Genomic DNA, 21,448 nt, shown 5'->3' on the forward strand with positions numbered 1-21,448 from the left:
TTAATATAACATTTTTTTTGCTGGTTCTAGCAATAGATTAGAAAGCTTATTAAATGCTTCTGTAGAATTTTTAACATAAATAACAGTATTATTAAAATCAGCATTAACAAATTTCATTACAACATTTCTAGAGTCATCATATAATTTTGTAGTTAGTTGAGACTTATATCCTTCACCACGATGAATGGAGGAATACCATGGAGCAAAATCAATAATATCTTCCATAACGGATTTAAAAGGTGGTGTAGTTGCTGCATTATCAAAATTAATTGCAGTAACATACTCCCCAGATATAAGCGGTACCTTTTTATTTACGCCAAGTATCAAATCTCTGTAGCTTGGACTATTATTTTTAATTGACATGATAGTCCTCCTCTTAAAATTAATCACAGTGTATAGTATTAATTTTAAGAGAAAAAGGTGATTAAAGAATAACTATATTAAGTTATTCTTTATGCATTAACTATTTCATAAGCTGCATCTGAGTCAACAGTGGTCTGCTCGCCAGTAATCATATTTTTTATTGTAACTGTTTTATTTTGTACTTCCTCATCACCTATTAGAATTGCAAATGGAATACCTAATTTATTTGCATATCCAAGTTTTTTTACTATTTTAGCATCTTCAAGGTATATTTCCGTGATTATGCCCTTATCTCTTAAAGTGTTTGCAAAAGAAATTCCAGAATCAATATTATCATTTAGTGATATTACTAGTACTTTTGTTATACAAGTCTTATCATTTTTTTTAAAGAATCCGACTTCATTTAACTGATAAAATAAACGAGTAAGACCAATTGAAATTCCTACTCCAGGTAGTTTCTGCTTTGTATAATATTCTGCCAAATTATCATATCGTCCACCAGAGCAAACAGACCCTATTGAAGGATATTCATTTAAAAACGTTTCGTAAACTGTTCCTGTGTAATAATCAAGACCTCTAGAGATTTTCAAATCTATTTTAATATTGTCATCAGGAACTCCAAACAGTTTTACGTATTTAATGACTGTTGTAAGTTCACTTATGCCAGATTTAAAGTTATCATTAGAAATATTTAAATCCTTTAATAATAATAAAATATCATTGTTACTTCCTGTTATATTAATAAATTCAAGAATTTTTTCTACAACGTCGGTACTCAAGCCACTTGTTAATAGTTCAGCAGTTGCAGTTGATACTCCAATTTTATCTATTTTATCTATTATTCTTAAAACATCAGATTTATCTTCAATTTCTAGATCCTCAAAAAAACCATTTAAGAGTTTCCTATTGTTTATTTTTATTGTGAAATCTTCAAAACCAAGATTATTAAATATTGAATAAATAATACTTGGTATTTCAGCGTCATTCAAAATGCTTAAACTATTGTTGCCAACAATATCAATGTCACATTGGTAGAATTCACGAAAGCGTCCTTTTTGATTTCTTTCTCCTCTATAAACTTTACCAATTTGGTATCTTCTAAATGGGAAAATTAATGAATTATAATTTTGCGCTACATACCTTGCGAGTGGAACAGTTAAATCAAACCTTAGGGACAAATCATTAGTACCCTTTGAGAATCTATAAATTTGTTTTTCAGTTTCTCCTCCACCTTTTGCAAGTAGAATTTCTGATTTTTCTATTACGGGTGTATCTATGGGCATAAATCCAAAACTTTCATATGTTTTTCGTATATTATCTGATAATTTGTTGAACTGAATTTGGTCAGTTGGTAATAACTCCATAAATCCAGGTAAAATTGATGGTTTTACAATTCCATTTTTCATTTTTAATACCTCCTATAAAAATATAAAAAACCCAACGTAAATGGCGCACCTACGTGGGTGGTAATCCTTTAAAGTGGTTTTAATTATACTATATATAATTAAATACTTCAAGGATGAATATAAATTTAGTTTTGATACAACTTCATAATCATACTTGATATATAATACTGAGCATTCAAGAGAAATAGGCCTGCTAATATTGAATAAATCGATAATATGGTGTATAGATGAAAAAAATATACGAAATCTGTATTATTTATACTTGACAAGATTACTAGGGTTTGATACTATGAACTTAGAAAGTATAGTAAAATACTCTACATTAACTATAGCACAGAATAAGAGCTTACTTTGATGTAAGTAAAAATATATACTTAGGTAATTTAAGAACTTCAGTATGAGTGTAACTCTTATTCTGAAGTAGTTAATTTGTATCACATTAGGTTGTGATTAATAACATTGTAGGTGATGATTAAGGGAGTGATTATGTGAAGTTATCTACGAAAGGGAGATATGGGGTTAAAGCTATGGTTGATTTAGCAATAAATTATGGAGAACAACCTGTATCTATAAAATGTATATCTGAAAGACAAGGTATTTCTGAATGTTATTTAGAACAATTATTCTCATCCCTTCGAAAAGCTAAACTTATTAAAAGTGTGAGGGGAGCTCAAGGTGGTTACATTCTTAATAGACCACCAGAGGAAATAACTATATATGATGTTATTAATGTGCTTGAAGGACCAATAGAAATTTCTACTTGCCTTGAAGACGAAGAGTGCACTAATATTGATTACTGCGCTACTAGATTATTATGGAAGAAAATCAAAAATAGTATAGATAGTGTAACTACTTCAATAAATTTAAAAGATATTGTATCTGATTACAACAAAATGACATTAATTAAAGGAGTGAAAGATAATGAATAAATCAATTTACATGGATCACGCGGCAACTACATATGTTAAACCAGAAGTTTTGAAAGAGATGCTTCCTTATTTTACAACATACTTTGGAAATCCTTCTTCTATATATTCTCTAGCAAGAGAAACTAAAAAGGCAATTGATATTGGACGAGATAAGGTTGCAAAAGCTATAAATGCCGATTCAAATGAAATATTTTTTACAAACGGTGGTTCAGAATCTGATAATTGGGCTATAAAGGGAATAGCTTCGGCATATAAAAAAAAGGGAAATCATATTATAACAACAGTTATTGAGCATCATGCTGTACTTCATACTTGCGAGTACTTAGCTAAAAATGGTTTTGATATTACATATTTACCAGTTGATGAATATGGATTTATTAGTATCAAAGATTTAGAGAATGCAATTACAGACAAAACAATATTAGTATCAGTAATGTTTGCAAACAATGAAATTGGGACAATAGAACCAATAAAAGAAATAGGAGCATTATGTAGAAGTAAAAAAATAATTTTCCATACTGATGCAGTTCAAGCTGTAGGACATATTCCAGTAGATGTTAAAGAAATGAACATAGATTTAATGTCACTTGCTGGGCATAAATTTTATGGACCAAAGGGTATAGGAGCTTTATATATAAAAAAAGGTATTAAAATCGATAATTTAATACATGGTGGTGGACAAGAAAGAACTAAACGTGCAGGTACAGAAAATGTAGCTGGTATAGTTGGAATTGGTAAAGCTATTGAAATAGCTGTTGAGAACATGGAAGAAAATAATAAAAAGTTAGTTTATTTAAGAGATAAACTTATGAATGGATTATTAAAAGTACCTTACACAAGACTTAATGGACCAAGAGGAGAAAAAAGACTCCCTGGAAATTCTAATACATGTTTTAGGTTTGTTGAAGGTGAATCTATATTATTAATGCTAGATGCAAAAGGTATTGCGGCATCAAGTGGAAGTGCTTGTACATCTGGTTCTTTAGATCCATCTCACGTGCTTCTTGCAATAGGCCTTCCTCATGAGATAGCTCATGGTTCGGTAAGATTAACTTTGGGTGATGCTACTACTGAGGAAGAAGTAGACTTTGTTATAGAAACACTTCCAAAGATTATTAAAAGATTAAGGGATATGTCACCCTTATATGATGACTTTTTAAAGAAAGGGGAAAAATAATATGAATTACAGTGCAAAGGTTATGGATCATTTTACAAATCCAAGAAATGTAGGAGAAATTGAAAATGCTAGTGGTATTGGTGAAGTTGGTAACGCTAAGTGTGGAGATATAATGAAAGTTTATTTAAAAGTAGAAAATAATATAGTAGCAGATGCAAAGTTTAAAACTTTTGGTTGTGGATCGGCTATAGCATCATCAAGTATGGCAACAGAACTTATTAAAGGTAAATCAATAGATGATGCATGGAAATTAACAAATGTAGCTGTAGCTGAGGCACTAGATGGTCTTCCAGCAATAAAAATGCATTGCTCAGTACTTGCTGAAGAAGCTATTCACTTGGCAATAAATGATTATAGAAAAAAAGCCGGACTTGAAGAATTTGAATATAAAGGAAAAGATGGTCATGGTGAAATAAACGAAAAATAGGTGATATTATATGAAAAAAAAAGTAGTTATTGGAATGAGTGGTGGAGTAGATAGTTCTGTAGCAGCATATCTTTTGAAAGAGAAAGGGTATGAAGTTATAGGAATTATGATGAAACTTTCTCCAGATAATCCTGATTATGAAGAAAATGAAGGCGGATGTTGTTCTATTTCAGCTGCAAATGATGCAAGACGTGTAGCTGATGTATTAGATATACCTTTTTATGTTATGAACTTTAAGGATGCCTTTAAAACAAATGTTATTGACAATTTTATTGACGAATATATGCAAGGCAGAACACCTAACCCATGTATTGTTTGTAATAAAAATATTAAATTCAAAGAGTTTTTAAGAAAAGCTGAGGCACTTGGAGCTGATTATATAGCTACAGGTCATTACGCGAAAATTGAAAAATGTGATGATAGATTTGTATTAAAAAAATCAGAAGATGATAAAAAAGATCAAACTTATGCCTTATATACTTTAAATCAAGAGCAATTAAGTCACACTTTAATGCCTTGTGGTGATTATTCCAAACCTGAAATACGTAAAATAGCAGAACGAATAGGCTTACAAGTTTATAAAAAAAAGGACAGCCAAGAAATCTGTTTTATACCTGACAATGACCATGGAGCTTATATAAAAAAATATAGTGGTAGAGATATAAAACCAGGAAATTTTGTTGACAAACAAGGTAAAATTGTTGGAAAACATAAAGGTATAGTTTACTATACTATAGGACAACGAAAAGGACTAGGTATAGCAGTAGGTAAGCCAATTTTCGTTAATGATATTAATCCTATAACTAACGAAGTAGTAATAGGAGACGAAGAGGGAATTTTCAAAACTGGACTTATAGCAAAAGACTTAAATTTCATTCTGTTTGATAAACTAAAATCAAATTTAAAGGTAACTGCTAAAATTAGATATTCGGCAAAACCACAGTCAGCTACTTTAATCCCTTTAGAAAATGATAGAGTAAAGGTTGTTTTTGATGAGAAACAAAGAGCTATAACTAAAGGTCAATCAGTAGTTTTCTATTTAGAAAACTTAGTAGTTGGTGGGGGAATTATCGAGAAAATTTTATAAATATAACATAAACGAGCTATTTTTAGAGGCTATTTATGGGGAGGGGTATCTAGTTAAATATTAGGTACCCCTCTAAATTTATAGCAAACAATTGTTAATATTATAAGTATCAACAGTTTTATTATAAAAAAGGAGCAAATCTATGATGTATAGTGAGAAGGTTATGGAACATTTTTATAGCCCAAGGAATATGGGAGTATTAATTGATGCAAATGGAATTGGAGAAGCTGGAGATCCTAAATGCGGGGATATAATGAAGATTTACATCAAAGTTGAAAATAATATAGTAACCGATGTTAAATTTAAGGCATTTGGATGTGGCTCGGCTATAGCCTCGTCAAGCATTGCTACTGAGCTTATAAAGGGAAAAACATTAGAAGATGCATGGAAACTAACAAACAAATCAGTTATTGAAGCTCTAGAGGGATTACCTGTAATTAAGGAACATTGTTCTGTTCTCGCAGAACAAACTATACATAATGCAATAAATAATTACAGAAAATCACAAAAACTTAAGCTATGGGAAGGCAATTTAAAGTAAATTAAAGCAAATAAAAAGGTAACTATATTAGGGTTTAACTAATGCAGTTACTTTTTTATTTTTAATATATCTAATTTTAATTTCTTAATGTAGTCTCTATTTTATCGTTTATTGTATTAATATCTATTGAACTACTTATATTCTTATTATTAATATTATATTTTTCTTTGAGTTTTAGAATCCGATATACGCTTTCATTGAGTCTGCTTTCTGATATTGTTTTGTCTTTTACAGCCTGTTTAAGTGAATTAATTACTTTTATTTCATTGCTATATCCATGGCATACTAAGATAATATCACTTCCGGCATTAAAAGATTTAACGGCAGCTTTACCAATGTCATTATATTTTATAATAGCTCCCATAGTCATATCATCAGTGATGACTACTCCAGTAAATTTTAAAGACTTTCTTAATATACTAGTTATAACAGTTTTTGACATACTAGCTGGATTATTAGCATCTATTTTGTTAAGCAATATATGGGATACCATAATAGCATCTGCATTATTTTTAATAGCTTCTTTAAAAGGTATAAGTTCAAAATTATTTAGTGTTGTTAAATCTTTACTCACTATGGGAAGACCTATATGAGAATCAACAGATGTGTCTCCATGTCCAGGGAAGTGTTTTATAACAGGAATTATATTGTTATCTCGCATTCCATTCATGGTTCTAATGCCTAATTTGCTTACAATGCCTGGATTACTCCCCAATGACCTGTCTCCAATTACAGGATTATTAACATTACTATTTATATCTAGAACAGGAGCAAAATTCATGTTAAAGCCAAAATCATTTAGTTCTTCAGCAATTGTTTTTCCAATATTGTAACTTAAATTACTATTATTGCTTTTCCCTATAGATTTATTTGTTGGAAAATTATTAATTTCATTTGGCATTCTTGATACACGCCCACCTTCTTCATCTACAGATATAAATAAAGGAGTTTTATTTTGAAAATCACTAGTTTTTAGTGAATTAGTTAGATTAACTAATTGCTTGGAATTATCTACATTTGTTTTAAACAAAATAATACCACCAACTTTATGGTTTTTAATCAAATTATTTATATTGTTAGTAATTGTAAAACCATCAAGTCCTACAATTACTAACTGCCCAATTTTATCATCCAAACTCATAGTATTTATTTTATTCTTTACTGCGTCAATCTTTTTAATTTGTGAGTTCTTAGCTATGCTTTTAGACTTAGTATTTGCTACATTACATCCAGTTAAAAACAAACTGAATATTAAAAATATGCTTATAATTAATCTTTTCATATTTAAATCACACCGCCTCTTAAACAAAATGTATACTTTGTTAATATTAAAATCCATCAATAACTATACTATTTTAAATATATATATTCAATATATATATTCATTTTATGTAATAATTATTAAACTAATTGGAAAACATAATTACAAATAAAAATAATTAAATTGTTTTCAATTAGGAGATAATATGTTTAAAAGTAAAGATTTTATATTTATGGATGTTGTAAGTGTAGAAGGAAAAAAAATTGGGTTTATTAAAGATCTGCTTGTAGATTTTAATAAAGGTAAAGTAACAGGGTTTGTGATATCTCCCTATAAATTATTTCATAAGAATTTGAGCGTATTGAAAGAGGATATTGTATATTTTAATAAACATATGGTAGTTAAAAAAGTAGGGAAAAATAAACAATTATGTTTGCATAGTTTTATTAACATGGATGTAATTGACAAATGCAAAAATGTATTTGGTATGGTGGAGGATATTACTTTTACATATGATACCTTCAGTATAAAGGGAGTCATAGTATCATCTGGGTTTATTACAAATCTACTTAGAGGTAAAAGAATAATGCTAATAAATGAACTTATACTTGGAGAAGAGAATATACTTTATATTCCAAGTTGTGATGAATATTCTTTTAAAAGTATGGCACATAATTTTTTCGTAGAAGGTAAAGCAAATGAAAAAAATTAATTTAAAAAAATTCGTGATTTCTATTATATGCGTTATTGTCTTTATATTTCTTATGTCTATTGCAATTAGAATACCTATAATTAAGCAGTTAATAAATTTAATATTTATTTCATTCATTGTTGCTTATATATTAAAACCACTATATATGCTTTTGATTAGAAAAGGCGTAAATAAAAAGGCTGCTTCTTCATTAATAATAATTGGGTTAGTTGGTTTGATATTATTAACATTCATGGTGGTAATTCCGTCAATATTTAGAGAGAGTTTGCACATAAATAAAGCAATAAATGATTTAGGAAAATATTTGACTGATGCAAATATGAAAATAAAAGTATTAGGAACTAACAAAATTATGAATGGCATCATTAATACTGTATATCACAAATCCAATATTCAAATACTTGCACTATTTAATAAATTATTAGATTCTATTATGGGACTTGGTGAAAATTTATTAACTTACATGGTTGCGCCTTTAATAATATATTACTTTTTATGTGATAGTGAAAATATGATAAACAAGGCATTAATAGTTTTTCCACCTGAGAGTAGAAATGTAATAAAAAAAATTATAGAAGATATTGATAAAGTTTTAGGAAGATATATTATAAGTCAACTTATATTATGTGGGATTATAACTATTGCAACTTTTTTCATATTAATTTATATGAAAATTGATTTTCCACTAATTCTTTCTTTAATTAATGGAATATTTAATATAATTCCTTATTTTGGGCCTATATTCGGAATAATCCCTATAGCATTAATAGCATTATTAGCATCTCCAAAAATAGCTTTGTATACAATATTGTGGCTTTTTGTACTTCAACAAATTGAAGGAAGTTTATTATCTCCCAAAATAATAGGAGATAGTATAAGTATGCATCCTTTGACAGTAATACTATTATTAATGATAGGAGGAAAAGTTGGAGGTATTCTAGGTATGATTTTAGCAGTTCCATTAGGAGTAGTGTTTAAAGTTATATATGAAGATATAAATTATTATTTATTTTAATTACAACAAATACATTTTTGCTTTTTTAATTGTTATAATTAAAATGTTAATAACTAAAAATCAACATATACATTTTAACATTGACAACATTTATATTATTATTTATAATTTAACTATGTAGAGTTGTTAAGAGAAAACATTCTATTCATAATAAGTATAGGTTATACTAGGTAATGATAAGAATTAGTAAATATGTTTAATCATTTAGAGAGGAAGTGGATGGTGTAAACTTCTTGATATATATATATTGAAGCTATCTTTGAACCTTATGTTGTTGAGAGATATTGTTTGATAATTAATAATTTTTAATTATGAAGTAATATAATTAGGGTGGTAACGCGGAAAACTTTCGTCCCTTGTTTTAGGGAAATGAAGGTTTTTTTATATTTATGCATATACAATTAATCGGAGGAGATATTATGGAAAAATTAGGGCTGAATGAAATTAGGGAATCTTTTCTAAGCTTTTTTGAGAGTAAAGGACATCTTAGATTAGAAAGTTTTCCTCTAGTACCAAAGAATGATAGCAGTTTATTACTTGTAAACGCAGGCATGCAACCGCTTAAACCATATTTTACTGGAATTAAAACACCACCTAATGTTAGAATAACTGATTGTCAAAAATGTATTAGAACAGGAGATATTGAAAATGTAGGCAAGACATCAAGGCATGGTACTTTTTTTGAAATGCTTGGTAACTTCTCATTTGGCGATTATTTTAAAAAAGAGATTATTCCATGGTCATGGGAATATGTAACAGAGGTTTTAAACATACCAAAAGAAAATTTGTACATAACTATATATTCAGAAGATGATGAGGCATTTAATGAATGGAGCAAAACTGATATTGATCCTTCACGTATTTTCAGACTAGGAAAAGAAGAAAATTTTTGGGAAATAGGTCAAGGCCCTTGTGGACCAAGTTCAGAGCTTCATTATGATCGTTTTGCAGAACTAGGACAAATAAGAACTGAAAATGACTTTATTAAAGCTGGCAATGAAGATAGAGTAATAGAGTTTTGGAATTTAGTGTTTACTCAATTTAATAAAGATGAGAAAGGTAACTACAACAAATTAAAAAATCCAAATATAGATACAGGAATGGGTCTTGAGAGAATATCTGCAATAATGCAGGGTACAGATAGTATTTTTGAAATAGATACAATAAAAAGTATTTTAGAAGAAGTTTCGAAGGTTTCAGGTGTGAAATTAGGTGAAAGCAACTTACAAGACATATCTTTAAAAATTATAACAGATCATGTTAGAAGCACAACATTCATGATAAGTGATGGTGTCCTTCCCTCTAATGAGGGCAGAGGATACGTTCTTAGACGGTTAATTAGAAGAGCAGCAAGGCATGGTAGACTACTTGGAATTAAAAACATCTTTTTACATGATCTTTGTGCTACAGTTATCAAAAATTCATGTAAAGCATATCCAGAGTTAAAAGAAAAATCTTCATATATAAAAAAAATTATAAAAATTGAAGAAGAAAGATTTTTAGAGACATTAGATTCTGGCATGGATAAATTAAAAGTTTATATACAAGAACTTGAAAGTAATGATAATAAGATTTTAAGTGGAGATAAAGCTTTTAAATTATATGATACATATGGTTTCCCATATGAACTTACAGAAGAAATATTGCAGGATGCAGGAATAAAAATTGATTTAGAGAGATTTAACATTGAAATGCAAAACCAAAGACAAAGAGCAAGAGATGCTAGGGGACAGTCAAATTATATGGGTAACGGAGAAAATGCATTGAATTTAATCCCTAAAAGCATAGAAACAAAGTTTGATGGTTATGATAGAGTTGAACTAAAATCAAAGGTAAAGTTTTTAATTAATGGAGAAGAGATTATTACGCAATTATCTAAGGACTCTAAAGGAATTATTGTAACTGAAGTTACACCTTTTTATGCTGAAATGGGTGGACAAATTGGAGATAAAGGAACAATATTTAATGATAATTTCAAAGCTGAAGTCTATGATTGCAAGAAAAATGCAGCAGGTAAGATAGTACACTTTGTTAAAATACTTAAAGGAACATTGTTAGCAGATGAACTAGTAACACTTAAGGTTGATAAGAATAGAAGATCTGCGATTAGTAAAAACCATACTGCAACTCACATGCTACAAGAAGCATTAAAACAAATTTTAGGAGAGCACGTTCATCAATCAGGTTCTTACGTAAATGAAGACAAATTAAGATTTGATTTTACTCATTTTTCTGCACTAACGCAAGAAGAAATTATTAAAGTTCAACAGATTGTCAATGACAATATCATGAAGGTTTCTAATGTTGAGACTAATGTAATGACAATAGAAAAAGCTAAAAAAAGTGGAGCTATAGCTCTATTTGATGAAAAATATAAAAATGATGTTAGAGTAGTGTCTGTAGGTGATTATAGTAAAGAATTATGTGGGGGTACTCATGTAAATAACTCAGGTGAAATCGGATTATTTAAAATTTTATCTGAAACAGGGGTAGCTGCAGGTGTTAGAAGAATTGAAGCTATAACAGGAAACAAATGTATAAAATATGTAGAGGATAAAGATAATTTGTTAAAAGATATATCTAATACATTAAAATGTTCTGAGAAAGATATAATAAATAAATTACAAACTCAATTAGATGAATTAAAAGATAAAGAAAAGGAAATAATATTACTAAAAAGGAAACTCGCTAGTTCTTCAGTAGACGAGATGTTAGATAATATTAAAGAGGTTAATGGTGTCAAGGTAATTTGTGGAACAGTTAAAGACATGGACTCAGATGCTTTAAGAGATTTAGCTGACAAACTTCGTGATAAACTTGGAGACGGTGTAGTTGTATTAGGAAGCAACATAAATAAGAAAGTACAATTTGTTGCAATGGCATCTAAGTCAGCAACAGCTAAAGGTATACACTGCGGAAAAATAATTAAAGAAGTTGCTAAAATTGCTGGTGGTGGCGGTGGAGGTAGACCTGATATGGCTGAGGCTGGTGGCAAACTTCCTGAAAAACTAGATAAAGCAATAGATAATGTATGTTCTATAATTGAAAGATTAGTAAAATAGTATACTTTTTGTAATAGTTGTTTTATAATATAACTAGTAAGAAGTTTTTGTATTATCGTTAATATGAAAGGATATTATAAAGTGATTTTCTAATAAATTTGAGTAGTGTAATTGCAGTGCTTATTTTATTACAAGGAAGGGGTGTATATAATGGATAGCAATCAAAATACAGTCCAATTTGATTTTGTAAAAGATAAAAAGGATTTAACAAAAACTATTTTAACCGATGTATATAATTCTCTTATAAAAAAGGGTTATAACCCGGTAAATCAAATGGTAGGATATTTAATTTCTGGAGATCCAACATATATAACGAATTACAATGGAGCAAGAGCGTTAGTAAGAAAGCTAGAGAGAGATGAAATACTTGAAGAAGTTTTAAAATCTTATCTAGATATTAAAAAATAAAATGCCCATAAGGGCATTTTATTTTTTAAATTTAATGATCAAATCAAATAGGCGGTTCTTAAAGGAGTATTAACATGAGAATAATAGGTTTAGATATTGGAGATAGAACAATAGGGGTAGCTGTATGCGACCCTTTAGGATTAACAGCACAAGGCATTACTACAATTAGAAGAAAAAGTATAGTAATAGACATAGAAGAAATCAATAAAATCTGTAAACAATATAATGTAGAAAGTTTTGTGTCAGGACTCCCCAAAAACATGAATGGTACTATAGGACCACAAGGAGAAAAGGTTCAGCGCTTTTGTGAGAAGCTTAAGGAAACATTAAATTTAGAAGTTGAAATGTGGGATGAAAGATTAACTACAGTAGCTGCTAATAGAGTAATGCTTGAAGGCGATTTATCCAGATCAAAACGGAAAAAAATTGTGGATAAAATTGCTGCAACATTTATTTTACAGGGATATTTAGATAGTTTAGGTACACATTTATAAAAATAATATCTATATAATATAGAATTTGAACTACAATATTATAATTATATATTTTGGAAGGAGAAAATAAAATGGAAAATAACGTTGATACAATATTGTTGTACGATGAAGATGGTAAAGAAATAAAATTTGATGTACTAACTAAACTTGATATTGAAGATAGGGAGTATGTTATAGTTGCACCAACTGGAGAAGAGGATATTGATGCAATTGCACTAAGAATTGATAAGGATGCAGATGGTAATGATATATTAGTTACAATCGAAGAGGATGAAGAATTTGAAATGATTTCAGAAGCTTATGATGCAATTACTGAAGGCGAAATGTAAATTGTTTTTTAAATCAATACTTTTTTAATAAGCATTTTAAATATAAATTTAACCTGATTAATCTGTTTTCTTAAAACTAAATGATTATCAATTGACAACATAGCAATAAAGTATTATTATATATACAGTAAACATTATTTACTATGGTGTTAAACGTTAGTTGTAGAAAAGGGGTATATATATGTCAAAAGTATCTCCAGAAAGTGTTGAGAGTCTAAAAGAATCTTTAAAACAAGAGGGATATAAGTTAACTCCACAAAGAAGAGCTATCTTAAATGGTATAATTAAGAGTGAAGGTAGTCATCTTACAGCGGAAGAAATATATGATTTGGTTAAAATTGACTGCCCAGAAATAGGTTTGGCTACAATTTATAGAACGGTTCAACTTTTAGAAGAAATGGGTGTAATTCGAAAGCTTGATTTGGATGATGGTTGCAGTAGGTATGAACTTAACCATGAAGATGAACATCACCAACACCATCACTTAATATGTAATCGGTGTGGTAAAGTATTAGAGGTACAGGGAGATTCACTTGAAGAACTAGAAGCAAGCGTTGAAAAAAAATATAATTTTAAGATTGAAGATCATAGTTTAAAATTTTATGGTGTTTGTGATAAGTGCTTAGGTAAATAATAAGCGAAATAAAGATGCAATTTTTGAATTTATGTGGGATAATACTATGAAAAAACAAATTTAATGGTACAATAAAAGTTAATTTATCCTTTATTAATAAAGAATAATAGACTATAGTTGACTTTTTTGCAAGATAATATTAGAATAAGTATAGTAAATGCGAAAATTGGGTACTTAACGACGTATCCAATTTTCGTTTGTGTAAAATGTGTAAACACACGAAAAAAATTGGAGGATTAATATGAATTTATTTACAAGAAATGACGTTAGAAATATAGCAATAATTGCCCATGTAGATCACGGCAAAACAACCCTTGTGGATGCAATGCTTAAACAAAGCAATATTTTTAGGGCAAATGAAAAAGTACAAGAAAGAGTAATGGACTCTAATGATTTAGAAAAAGAAAGAGGAATAACAATCCTTTCTAAAAATACAGCAGTAATGCATAAAGGAATTAAAATAAATATAGTTGATACTCCTGGTCATGCAGATTTTGGTGGAGAAGTTGAGCGAGTACTAAAAATGGTTGATAGTGTACTTCTTGTAGTTGATGCATATGAAGGCCCAATGCCACAAACAAAATTTGTTCTAAAGAAGGCATTAGAATTAAACCTTAACCCAATAGTTGTTATTAACAAAATTGATAGAAAAGATGCTCGTCCAACTGAAGTACTTGATCAAGTTTTTGATTTATTTGTTGAGCTTGGTGCAACTGATGAACAGTTAGACTTTGCAATTGTATATGCTTCTGCTAGAGAAGGTTATGCAAAGCTTGAAGTTGATGATGCAAGTGATAATATGGAACCATTGTTTGAATCTATAATAAAAAATGTAAAAGCACCAGAAGGTTATTTAGATATGCCACTTCAATTGCTTGTTTCAACTATTGATTATAATGAGTATGTTGGAAAAATTGGAATAGGTAAAATTGAAAGAGGAAAAATCAAAAGAAATGAGCAAGTTGCTCTTATGAGACAAGATGGATCAGTAAAAAATGTTAAAGTTTCAAGCCTTTATGTATATAATGGTCTTAAGAGAGAAGAAACAGAAGAAGCAATCCTTGGTGATATAGTTGCAGTTTCAGGTATTCCAGACATTAACATTGGTGAAACAATATCAGATGTAAACACACCAGAAGCACTTCCATTTGTTGAAATTGATGAACCTACATTAACTATGAATTTTATGGTTAATAATTCTCCTTTTGCTGGTCAAGAAGGAACATTTGTTACATCAAGACATATAAGAGACAGACTTACAAAAGAACTTGAAACAAATGTTAGTTTAAGAGTAGAAGAAACAGAAGCAGCAGATTGCTTTGCTGTAAGTGGAAGAGGAGAACTTCATCTATCAGTTTTAATTGAAACTATGAGACGTGAAGGATATGAGTTCCAAGTTTCACAACCAAGTGTTATATATAAAGAAGAAAATGGTCACAAATTAGAGCCAATTGAGTCCCTTACAATTGATGTACCAGAAGAATTTATGGGTGTTGTAATGGAAAAATTAGGACCTAGAAAAGCAGAAATGGTAAATATGACTTCTGCAATAAACGGATACACTAGATTAGAATTTAAAGTTCCTTCAAGAGGATTAATTGGATTTAGGAGTGAATTCATGACCGATACTAAGGGTAATGGTATAATGAATCACGTTTTAGATGGTTACGATAAATTTAAAGGTGATATTCCAACTAGAAGTAGAGGTTCTTTAGTTGTATATGAATCAGGTGAAACAATTACTTACGGCTTATTTAATGCTCAAGATCGTGGTGTTCTTTTCCTTGAACCAGGAGTAGCTGTATATGAGGGCATGATTGCTGGAGAATGTGCAAGAAGTGGCGATATGGAAATAAATGTTTGCAGAAAGAAACAATTAACAAACACTAGATCTTCTGGAGCAGATGAGTCACCAAAACTAGTCCCAGTAAAACCAATGTCACTAGAGCAATGTTTAGAATTTATTGCACTAGATGAACTTGTTGAAATAACTCCTCTAAATATAAGAATGAGGAAAAAATTATTAGATCCAGGCGAAAGAAAAAGAGCTGGAAGTAGAAAAAAATAAACAAAATAAACAAAATAAATAAATAAATAAATAAATAAGTTAATAGCTTTATTATTAAAAAAGAAAACCGGAAAATTTATTTGGAAGGTTTTCTTTTTTAATTTACATATTATTTAAAGATACATCGCAAGGACTTTAGTAACTTGCGTTATTGAATTTGGAGGAGACTAAATGAGTGGAGTAACATATGATTATATGGAACAATATATAAGAGAACTAATTCCAAGTAATGTTGGTATATTAGAAGAGCTAGAAGAGTTTGCACTTCTTAATAGAGTTCCTATAATTCAAAAAGAAACTGCTAAGTTTTTACAACTGGTATTAACTATGAATAAACCCAAAAAAATTTTGGAACTAGGTACTGCAATTGGTTATTCCTCTATTTTAATGAGCTTAACTCTCAATGGTTTAGTTGAAATTACAACAATAGAGAGAGATAAAGAGATGGTAAAGATTGCAAACAAAAACATAGAAAAATCTGGACTACAAAGTAGTATTACTGTTTTAGAAGGAGATTGTCTTGAAATTATGGAAAGTCTTCAAGGTCAATATGATATGATTTTTATGGATGCAGGTAAAGCACACTATAATCATTTTCTTCCTAACTGCTTGAGACTCTTAAATAAAGATGGAGTTCTTATTGCAGATAATGTACTTTTTAGAGGAATGGTTGCATCGAAAGAACTCGCAACACGGAGAAAAGTTACTATAATAAAACGCATGAAAAGCTATTTAGAATTAGTATCTAATAATGATGAACTTATAACTTCTGTAATACCAATGGGTGATGGCATATCAGTTACGATGCGAGTGAATACATTAAGTAGCAAGGAGGAATGAAACTAATGAAACCAGAAATACTAGCACCTGCAGGTAATTTAGAAAAGTTAAAAGCGGCCATAAATTTTGGAGCAGATGCAGTTTATTTAGGCGGAAGTAAATTGAATTTAAGAGCTTTTGCAGATAATTTTAGTAATGAAGATTTAAAAGAAGGCATAGAATTTGCACATTTGAGAGGAAAAAAAGTATATGTTACATTAAATGTTTTTCCTCATAATGATGATTTAGAAGGACTAGAAGATTATTTAAAAGAGGTATATGAATTAGGGGCAGATGCTATTATTGTTTCTGATCCAGGTATCATTATGACTGCTAGAGAAGTTGTGCCACAACTTGAAATTCATTTAAGCACTCAAGCTAATAATGTAAACTACAAGTCTGCTATTTTTTGGCATAAACAAGGGGTAAAAAGAATTGTACTTGCGAGAGAATTATCTCTTTGTGAGATTAAAGAAATAAGAGCAAAGTTACCTGATACTTGTGAACTTGAAGCTTTTGTACATGGATCCATGTGTATGTCCTATTCAGGAAGATGTCTTATGTCAAATTATATGACGGGTAGAGATGCAAATCGTGGTCAATGTGCTCAACCATGTAGATATAAATATTTCTTGATGGAAGAAAAAAGAAATGGAGAATATTTTCCTATAGTTGAGGATGATAAAGGTACCTACATAATGAATTCAAAGGACTTATGCATGATAGAACATATACCAGAGCTTGTAGAATCAGGGGTAATGTCCTTTAAGATAGAAGGAAGAATGAAAAGTTCATACTATGTTGCTTCTGTGTGTAAATCCTATAGAGAGGCTGTGGATGCGTATATAGCTGATAAAGCACATTATAAATTTCAGAAGAAGTGGATGGATAACCTATTAAAACCTAGCCATAGACAATACTATACTGGATTCTATTTTGGAGATCCAAACAAACAAATATATGAATCCTCGTCCTATATTAGAGATTATGATATAGTGGGAATTGTTCGTCAATATAACGAAGAAAGTAACATTGCAGTAATTGAACAAAGAAATAAAACATTTCTTTGTGATGATGTTGAAGTATTAAGACCATTAGGAGATAATATTATAATTAAGCTTAATGATATGAAAAACTCTAAGGGAGAAAGCATACCTTCTGCTCCAAGTGCTCAAATGTTATATACTATAAATGTTAAAGAAAAGCTTTGTGAAAATGATATTCTTATTAAGTCTAAGGAGAAAAAATAATGAATCGTCCTATTTTAATAGGGATAACCGGAGGAACAGGATCAGGGAAAAGTACTATTGCTAGAGAAATATATAAGCAGTTCGATGATACATGCATTGCTATGATAGAGCAAGATTCTTATTATAAAGATCAAAGTGATCTTTCGCTCAAAGAAAGAATAAAAACAAACTATGATCATCCTGATGCTTTTGATACTTCTCTTATAGTAAAGCACCTGAATCTTCTTTTAAAAGGAAAAGTTATTCAAAAACCTATATATAATTTTGAAATATTTAATAGAACAAAAGAAACAGTTTCTGTGAAACCTAGAGAAATAATAATATTTGAAGGAATTCTTATACTGGCTGATAAAGTTCTACGTGATATGCTAGATATTAAAATATACGTAGATACCGATGCAGATGTAAGGTTTATAAGAAGACTTACAAGAGATATTAAGGAACGCGGAAGAACAGCTGAATCTGTTATTAATCAATATTTAAATGTTGTTAAACCAATGCACGAACAATTTACTGAACCTACCAAAAGATACGCAGATATTATTGTACCTGAAGGTGGTCATAATAAAGTAGCTATAGATATAATCACTGCAAATATAAGTCAAATATTGCAAAAACATAAAAAACATGAATAATCTGTGTCAAGTATAAAACATCTCATTTTAGGCTAGAATTAGCCTATGTGAGGTGTTTTTATGAATGGTAGAAATAATATATTTGGTTATTCAAATCAAAGGAGTGAAATAAAAAAAAGAATATGGATTGTAATGGTTCTATTTATGTTTTTATTTTGTTTGTTAATTTGGAGAATCACAAGTTACATGTATTTTAATTCTAAGCCATTAAAAACTATGGCAGATGCACAATACACTATAGACGAACAATATGGGTCTCAATATAGTTTAACCGACTGTAATGGACGTGACCTCTTATCTTATGAAGTGAATTATTATGCGATTATTGATCCAGTGGATTATAAAAGATTTAATGAATATACTAGCAAATATGATTTAGAAGCATTAACTATTACACTACGAAACTATAATAAAAACTATGATTTAGAAAAAATCAAAAGCAATGGTAATGGTCAGAAACTAAGATATAAAATTGATGAACAAACTTATAATAAGCTTAAAGATATAACTAAAGTAAAAGGGTTTTATGCTTTTAAATCAAATGATGTGGTTAAGAATAATTATTGGAAAATAGAAAATATATTGACTAATACAAAATATTTTAATAAGTCAGGGAAAGAAGTACTAAAGAAACCTGAATCCTTAGAGATGCAAATATATAATAAAACTAAAAATAATGAATATACGAAAATTATGTTTGCTAAGGGAGTAAATGGAGAAATAGCTAAAGGTAAAATTATTAAACCTAAAAACAATATCAACGTAAGACTTACCATAGATAAAGAAATTCAAGATAAAGTTGAAAATATTCTTCATGAACAAAACTATAAAAAATATAATCAAATTGGTGTAGTATTGATGGATAGTAGCAGTGGAAAAATAAAGGCAATGGCACAAAAAGATGATAATACATATAATGCAAATTTAGGAATGGCAGGTACTAATGGTGCTTTGCCAGGATCAATTTTTAAAGTTATTGTTGATGAGGCTGGGTTAGATAAAAATTTAATAGATAATAATAAAAAATACACATTAAATCCTACCCTGTTTCCAGAAGAACCTATTAAGAAGAATGGAGGTCCATTTACAGTTGCAGATGCATTAACTGTTTCTTCTAATAACATATTCGCCCAATTGGGTTGGAAAGTAGGTTTTAAAAATATAAATGCCTATGCACAAAAGCAAGGAATGTTAAGCAAGGTATTAAATCTTCAGCAAGAAGCCAATGGTAAGTTCCAAGAGAATTTATTAAATCCGACTCATGCAGAGACGAGTCAAACATCTATTGGTCAGAATGTTACAATAACGCCTCTAGAAGCTTTAAGTATTCCTAATACTATTATAAATGATGGAATATATGTTCAACCAAAAATAATAGATGCATATGTTAATGAAAATAATAAAGTCTTAGAAACAGCAACTGCTAAAACAACAACTGTATTAAAAAGAGGAACAGCTGAAGCTGTGAAACTTCATATGATGGATGTTGTAAACAAAGAAAAAGGGGGAACGGGAGACGCAGCATACATTAAAGGTATGGATATCGGCGGAAAAACAGGGACTACGACATATTATGTAACAAAATTAGTGAATGGGAAAAAAGTAAGTCAGAAGTGCTCTGATGGATGGTTTGTAGGTTTTTTTGATTTAAATGGCAAAAAATATTCTATGGTTGTATTCGTAAATGATATTGAAATCAGTAAAGTAATAGGGGTAGCAGATGAAGAAGCTGGAGGTACGGCTGCCCCAATTTTTAAAAAGGTAATCAATTCTCTTAAAATAATTGATTAAATAAATTTATTGGATAAGCATATATATTTGAATGTCCATGCACTTTTGAATAATTAATTCATATTATATTAATAAGCTCTATTAGGAGGAACATCTGTGTTTTTCATAAATAGTTTATTGAATATGATTGGTAATATTACATTTTTAACAGCTTATATAACTGGAAGCAGTTCATTTCCCCAGCCATTGAGTGAGGAAGATGAAAAATCTTATTTAATAAAGTTAAAGGAGGGTGATCTACTTGCTAAAGGCATATTAGTTGAACGAAATTTAAGACTGGTCGCACATATAGTAAAAAAATATTCCTATCCAGGCAAGGATGTAGATGACCTGATATCCATTGGAACTGTAGGACTTATAAAAGCAATTGATTCATTTGATATAAACAAAGGAACAAGGCTTGCTACGTATGCTGCAAGATGCATAGAAAATGAAATACTTATGCTTATTCGTAATAATAAGAAAACGAAAGGCGAAGTATATCTTCAGGATCCTATCGGAATTGATAAAGAAGGAAATGAGATATCTCTTATGGATGTTTTAAGCAGCGATGAGGATTCTATTATAGATATAGTGGAAAGTAAAATTCAAATTAAAAAACTTTATGATAAGATTAATGTATGCTTAATGGATAGGGAAAAAATGATAGTTCAAATGCGTTATGGATTGATTGATGGTAGCCCTCGAACACAAAGAGAAATTGCATTAATACTCGGAATTTCTAGGTCGTATGTGTCTAGAATTGAAAAGAGAGCATTAAAGAAACTTAATAAAGAATTGAATAGTACTACTAAAAATACATTAAATAATTATAAAAAATTGTAACAACTATGGTATAATTGTAAATTGTACACAAGTATTTATAATAAAGTATCCAACAAATTGTAATTAAAGTTACAATATATTTTCCGAAAGATAATTGTATAAACTGATTATCCCACAAAAAGCTTGTAATTACTTCCAAACGTAGTAATTATGATATAATAATATCAAAATCAGTACGTAGAGGAGGATTACTATGTTTTGCAAAAATAACGTTC

General features: G+C 29.4%; 21 protein-coding genes. 18 read left to right on the forward strand and 3 right to left on the reverse strand.

From position 1 onward, the window contains the following. Entirely contained in the window at positions 1-363 is a 363-nt protein-coding gene (locus tag KPL38_RS20305) for an aminotransferase class V-fold PLP-dependent enzyme (protein WP_376769022.1), read from the reverse strand. An 89-nt stretch (positions 364-452) separates the two neighbouring features. Continuing rightward, positions 453-1,769: a histidine--tRNA ligase gene (gene hisS, locus KPL38_RS06470; RefSeq protein WP_216288330.1), complete on the reverse strand. Its 1,317-nt coding sequence runs from the start codon at positions 1,767-1,769 to the stop codon at positions 453-455. Between the two features lie 488 nt (positions 1,770-2,257). Here hisS and KPL38_RS06475 point away from each other — a divergent pair, with 488 nt between their 5' ends. From KPL38_RS06475 to nifU (KPL38_RS06495), 5 genes are all read left to right on the forward strand, one after another. Further along, the gene (locus KPL38_RS06475; protein WP_216288331.1) at positions 2,258-2,698 is read left to right on the forward strand and encodes an RrF2 family transcriptional regulator; all 441 of its coding nucleotides are present in this window, start codon (positions 2,258-2,260) and stop codon (positions 2,696-2,698) included. Continuing rightward, on the forward strand, positions 2,691-3,875 hold the full coding sequence (gene nifS / locus KPL38_RS06480; RefSeq protein WP_216288332.1) for a cysteine desulfurase NifS: 1,185 nt from the start codon (positions 2,691-2,693) through the stop codon (positions 3,873-3,875). The genes KPL38_RS06475 and nifS overlap by 8 nt, the downstream gene beginning before the upstream one ends. A 1-nt stretch (position 3,876) precedes the next feature. Then, the gene (nifU, locus tag KPL38_RS06485) at positions 3,877-4,302 is read left to right on the forward strand and encodes a Fe-S cluster assembly scaffold protein NifU (RefSeq protein ID WP_216288333.1); all 426 of its coding nucleotides are present in this window, start codon (positions 3,877-3,879) and stop codon (positions 4,300-4,302) included. Positions 4,303-4,312: 10 nt separating this feature from the next. After that, positions 4,313-5,389, forward strand: a complete 1,077-nt coding sequence (gene mnmA, locus KPL38_RS06490) for a tRNA 2-thiouridine(34) synthase MnmA (RefSeq protein WP_216288334.1) — start codon at positions 4,313-4,315, stop codon at positions 5,387-5,389. Between the two features lie 145 nt (positions 5,390-5,534). After that, on the forward strand, positions 5,535-5,930 hold the full coding sequence (nifU, locus tag KPL38_RS06495; protein WP_216288351.1) for a Fe-S cluster assembly scaffold protein NifU: 396 nt from the start codon (positions 5,535-5,537) through the stop codon (positions 5,928-5,930). Positions 5,931-6,006: 76 nt separating this feature from the next. Here the strand turns inward: nifU (KPL38_RS06495) and nagZ are convergent, their stop codons facing one another. Continuing rightward, on the reverse strand, positions 6,007-7,212 hold the full coding sequence (gene nagZ, locus KPL38_RS06500; protein ID WP_216288335.1) for a beta-N-acetylhexosaminidase: 1,206 nt from the start codon (positions 7,210-7,212) through the stop codon (positions 6,007-6,009). Positions 7,213-7,396: 184 nt separating this feature from the next. Here nagZ and KPL38_RS06505 point away from each other — a divergent pair, with 184 nt between their 5' ends. From KPL38_RS06505 to sigK, 13 genes are all read left to right on the forward strand, one after another. Then, entirely contained in the window at positions 7,397-7,903 is a 507-nt protein-coding gene (locus KPL38_RS06505) for a PRC-barrel domain-containing protein (RefSeq protein WP_216288336.1), read from the forward strand. Continuing rightward, a complete protein-coding gene (locus KPL38_RS06510) occupies positions 7,890-8,918 on the forward strand; it encodes an AI-2E family transporter (RefSeq protein WP_216288337.1) in 1,029 nt (342 codons plus the stop codon). The genes KPL38_RS06505 and KPL38_RS06510 overlap by 14 nt, the downstream gene beginning before the upstream one ends. Positions 8,919-9,337: 419 nt before the next feature. After that, positions 9,338-11,980 (forward strand): alanine--tRNA ligase, encoded by a 2,643-nt coding sequence (alaS, locus tag KPL38_RS06515; RefSeq protein ID WP_216288338.1) that lies wholly within the window; start codon positions 9,338-9,340, stop codon positions 11,978-11,980. A gap of 150 nt (positions 11,981-12,130) precedes the next feature. Then, positions 12,131-12,388 (forward strand): IreB family regulatory phosphoprotein, encoded by a 258-nt coding sequence (locus tag KPL38_RS06520; protein ID WP_071612958.1) that lies wholly within the window; start codon positions 12,131-12,133, stop codon positions 12,386-12,388. A 74-nt stretch (positions 12,389-12,462) separates the two neighbouring features. Further along, on the forward strand, positions 12,463-12,882 hold the full coding sequence (gene ruvX, locus KPL38_RS06525) for a Holliday junction resolvase RuvX (protein WP_216288339.1): 420 nt from the start codon (positions 12,463-12,465) through the stop codon (positions 12,880-12,882). Positions 12,883-12,953: 71 nt separating this feature from the next. After that, positions 12,954-13,211, forward strand: a complete 258-nt coding sequence (locus KPL38_RS06530) for a DUF1292 domain-containing protein (protein ID WP_216288340.1) — start codon at positions 12,954-12,956, stop codon at positions 13,209-13,211. Positions 13,212-13,392: 181 nt separating this feature from the next. Next, positions 13,393-13,845, forward strand: a complete 453-nt coding sequence (locus KPL38_RS06535; RefSeq protein WP_216288341.1) for a Fur family transcriptional regulator — start codon at positions 13,393-13,395, stop codon at positions 13,843-13,845. 241 nt (positions 13,846-14,086) lie between these two features. Next, positions 14,087-15,913, forward strand: a complete 1,827-nt coding sequence (typA, locus tag KPL38_RS06540; protein WP_216288342.1) for a translational GTPase TypA — start codon at positions 14,087-14,089, stop codon at positions 15,911-15,913. A gap of 171 nt (positions 15,914-16,084) precedes the next feature. Then, entirely contained in the window at positions 16,085-16,753 is a 669-nt protein-coding gene (locus KPL38_RS06545) for an O-methyltransferase (protein WP_216288343.1), read from the forward strand. Next, on the forward strand, positions 16,750-17,982 hold the full coding sequence (locus KPL38_RS06550; protein ID WP_216288344.1) for a peptidase U32 family protein: 1,233 nt from the start codon (positions 16,750-16,752) through the stop codon (positions 17,980-17,982). The genes KPL38_RS06545 and KPL38_RS06550 overlap by 4 nt, the downstream gene beginning before the upstream one ends. Continuing rightward, complete coding sequence (udk, locus tag KPL38_RS06555; protein ID WP_216288345.1) at positions 17,982-18,617, forward strand: uridine kinase; 636 nt, start codon at positions 17,982-17,984, stop codon at positions 18,615-18,617. Before KPL38_RS06550 ends, udk begins: the two co-directional genes overlap by 1 nt. Positions 18,618-18,677: 60 nt before the next feature. After that, complete coding sequence (locus tag KPL38_RS06560; RefSeq protein ID WP_216288346.1) at positions 18,678-20,408, forward strand: penicillin-binding transpeptidase domain-containing protein; 1,731 nt, start codon at positions 18,678-18,680, stop codon at positions 20,406-20,408. A gap of 96 nt (positions 20,409-20,504) precedes the next feature. Then, the gene (gene sigK / locus KPL38_RS06565) at positions 20,505-21,233 is read left to right on the forward strand and encodes an RNA polymerase sporulation sigma factor SigK (protein WP_216288347.1); all 729 of its coding nucleotides are present in this window, start codon (positions 20,505-20,507) and stop codon (positions 21,231-21,233) included. Positions 21,234-21,448 lie beyond the last annotated feature (215 nt).

The sequence above is a fragment of the Clostridium psychrophilum genome (genome assembly GCF_018861705.1).
Taxonomy (GTDB): Bacteria; Bacillota; Clostridia; order Clostridiales; family Clostridiaceae; genus Clostridium_AD; species Clostridium_AD psychrophilum.

What these genes read in the sequence shown, in the direction of transcription:
- KPL38_RS20305 (WP_376769022.1), bottom strand. Translation starts at nt 363, where the DNA reads ATGTCAATTAAAAATAATAGTCCAAGCTACAGAGATTTGATACTTGGC.
- hisS (WP_216288330.1), bottom strand. Translation starts at nt 1,769, where the DNA reads ATGAAAAATGGAATTGTAAAACCATCAATTTTACCTGGATTTATGGAG.
- nifS (WP_216288332.1), top strand. Translation starts at nt 2,691, where the DNA reads ATGAATAAATCAATTTACATGGATCACGCGGCAACTACATATGTTAAA.
- nifU (WP_216288333.1), top strand. Translation starts at nt 3,877, where the DNA reads ATGAATTACAGTGCAAAGGTTATGGATCATTTTACAAATCCAAGAAAT.
- mnmA (WP_216288334.1), top strand. Translation starts at nt 4,313, where the DNA reads ATGAAAAAAAAAGTAGTTATTGGAATGAGTGGTGGAGTAGATAGTTCT.
- nifU (WP_216288351.1), top strand. Translation starts at nt 5,535, where the DNA reads ATGTATAGTGAGAAGGTTATGGAACATTTTTATAGCCCAAGGAATATG.
- nagZ (WP_216288335.1), bottom strand. Translation starts at nt 7,212, where the DNA reads ATGAAAAGATTAATTATAAGCATATTTTTAATATTCAGTTTGTTTTTA.
- KPL38_RS06505 (WP_216288336.1), top strand. Translation starts at nt 7,397, where the DNA reads ATGTTTAAAAGTAAAGATTTTATATTTATGGATGTTGTAAGTGTAGAA.
- KPL38_RS06510 (WP_216288337.1), top strand. Translation starts at nt 7,890, where the DNA reads ATGAAAAAAATTAATTTAAAAAAATTCGTGATTTCTATTATATGCGTT.
- alaS (WP_216288338.1), top strand. Translation starts at nt 9,338, where the DNA reads ATGGAAAAATTAGGGCTGAATGAAATTAGGGAATCTTTTCTAAGCTTT.
- KPL38_RS06520 (WP_071612958.1), top strand. Translation starts at nt 12,131, where the DNA reads ATGGATAGCAATCAAAATACAGTCCAATTTGATTTTGTAAAAGATAAA.
- ruvX (WP_216288339.1), top strand. Translation starts at nt 12,463, where the DNA reads ATGAGAATAATAGGTTTAGATATTGGAGATAGAACAATAGGGGTAGCT.
- KPL38_RS06530 (WP_216288340.1), top strand. Translation starts at nt 12,954, where the DNA reads ATGGAAAATAACGTTGATACAATATTGTTGTACGATGAAGATGGTAAA.
- KPL38_RS06535 (WP_216288341.1), top strand. Translation starts at nt 13,393, where the DNA reads ATGTCAAAAGTATCTCCAGAAAGTGTTGAGAGTCTAAAAGAATCTTTA.
- typA (WP_216288342.1), top strand. Translation starts at nt 14,087, where the DNA reads ATGAATTTATTTACAAGAAATGACGTTAGAAATATAGCAATAATTGCC.
- KPL38_RS06545 (WP_216288343.1), top strand. Translation starts at nt 16,085, where the DNA reads ATGAGTGGAGTAACATATGATTATATGGAACAATATATAAGAGAACTA.
- KPL38_RS06550 (WP_216288344.1), top strand. Translation starts at nt 16,750, where the DNA reads ATGAAACTAATGAAACCAGAAATACTAGCACCTGCAGGTAATTTAGAA.
- udk (WP_216288345.1), top strand. Translation starts at nt 17,982, where the DNA reads ATGAATCGTCCTATTTTAATAGGGATAACCGGAGGAACAGGATCAGGG.
- KPL38_RS06560 (WP_216288346.1), top strand. Translation starts at nt 18,678, where the DNA reads ATGAATGGTAGAAATAATATATTTGGTTATTCAAATCAAAGGAGTGAA.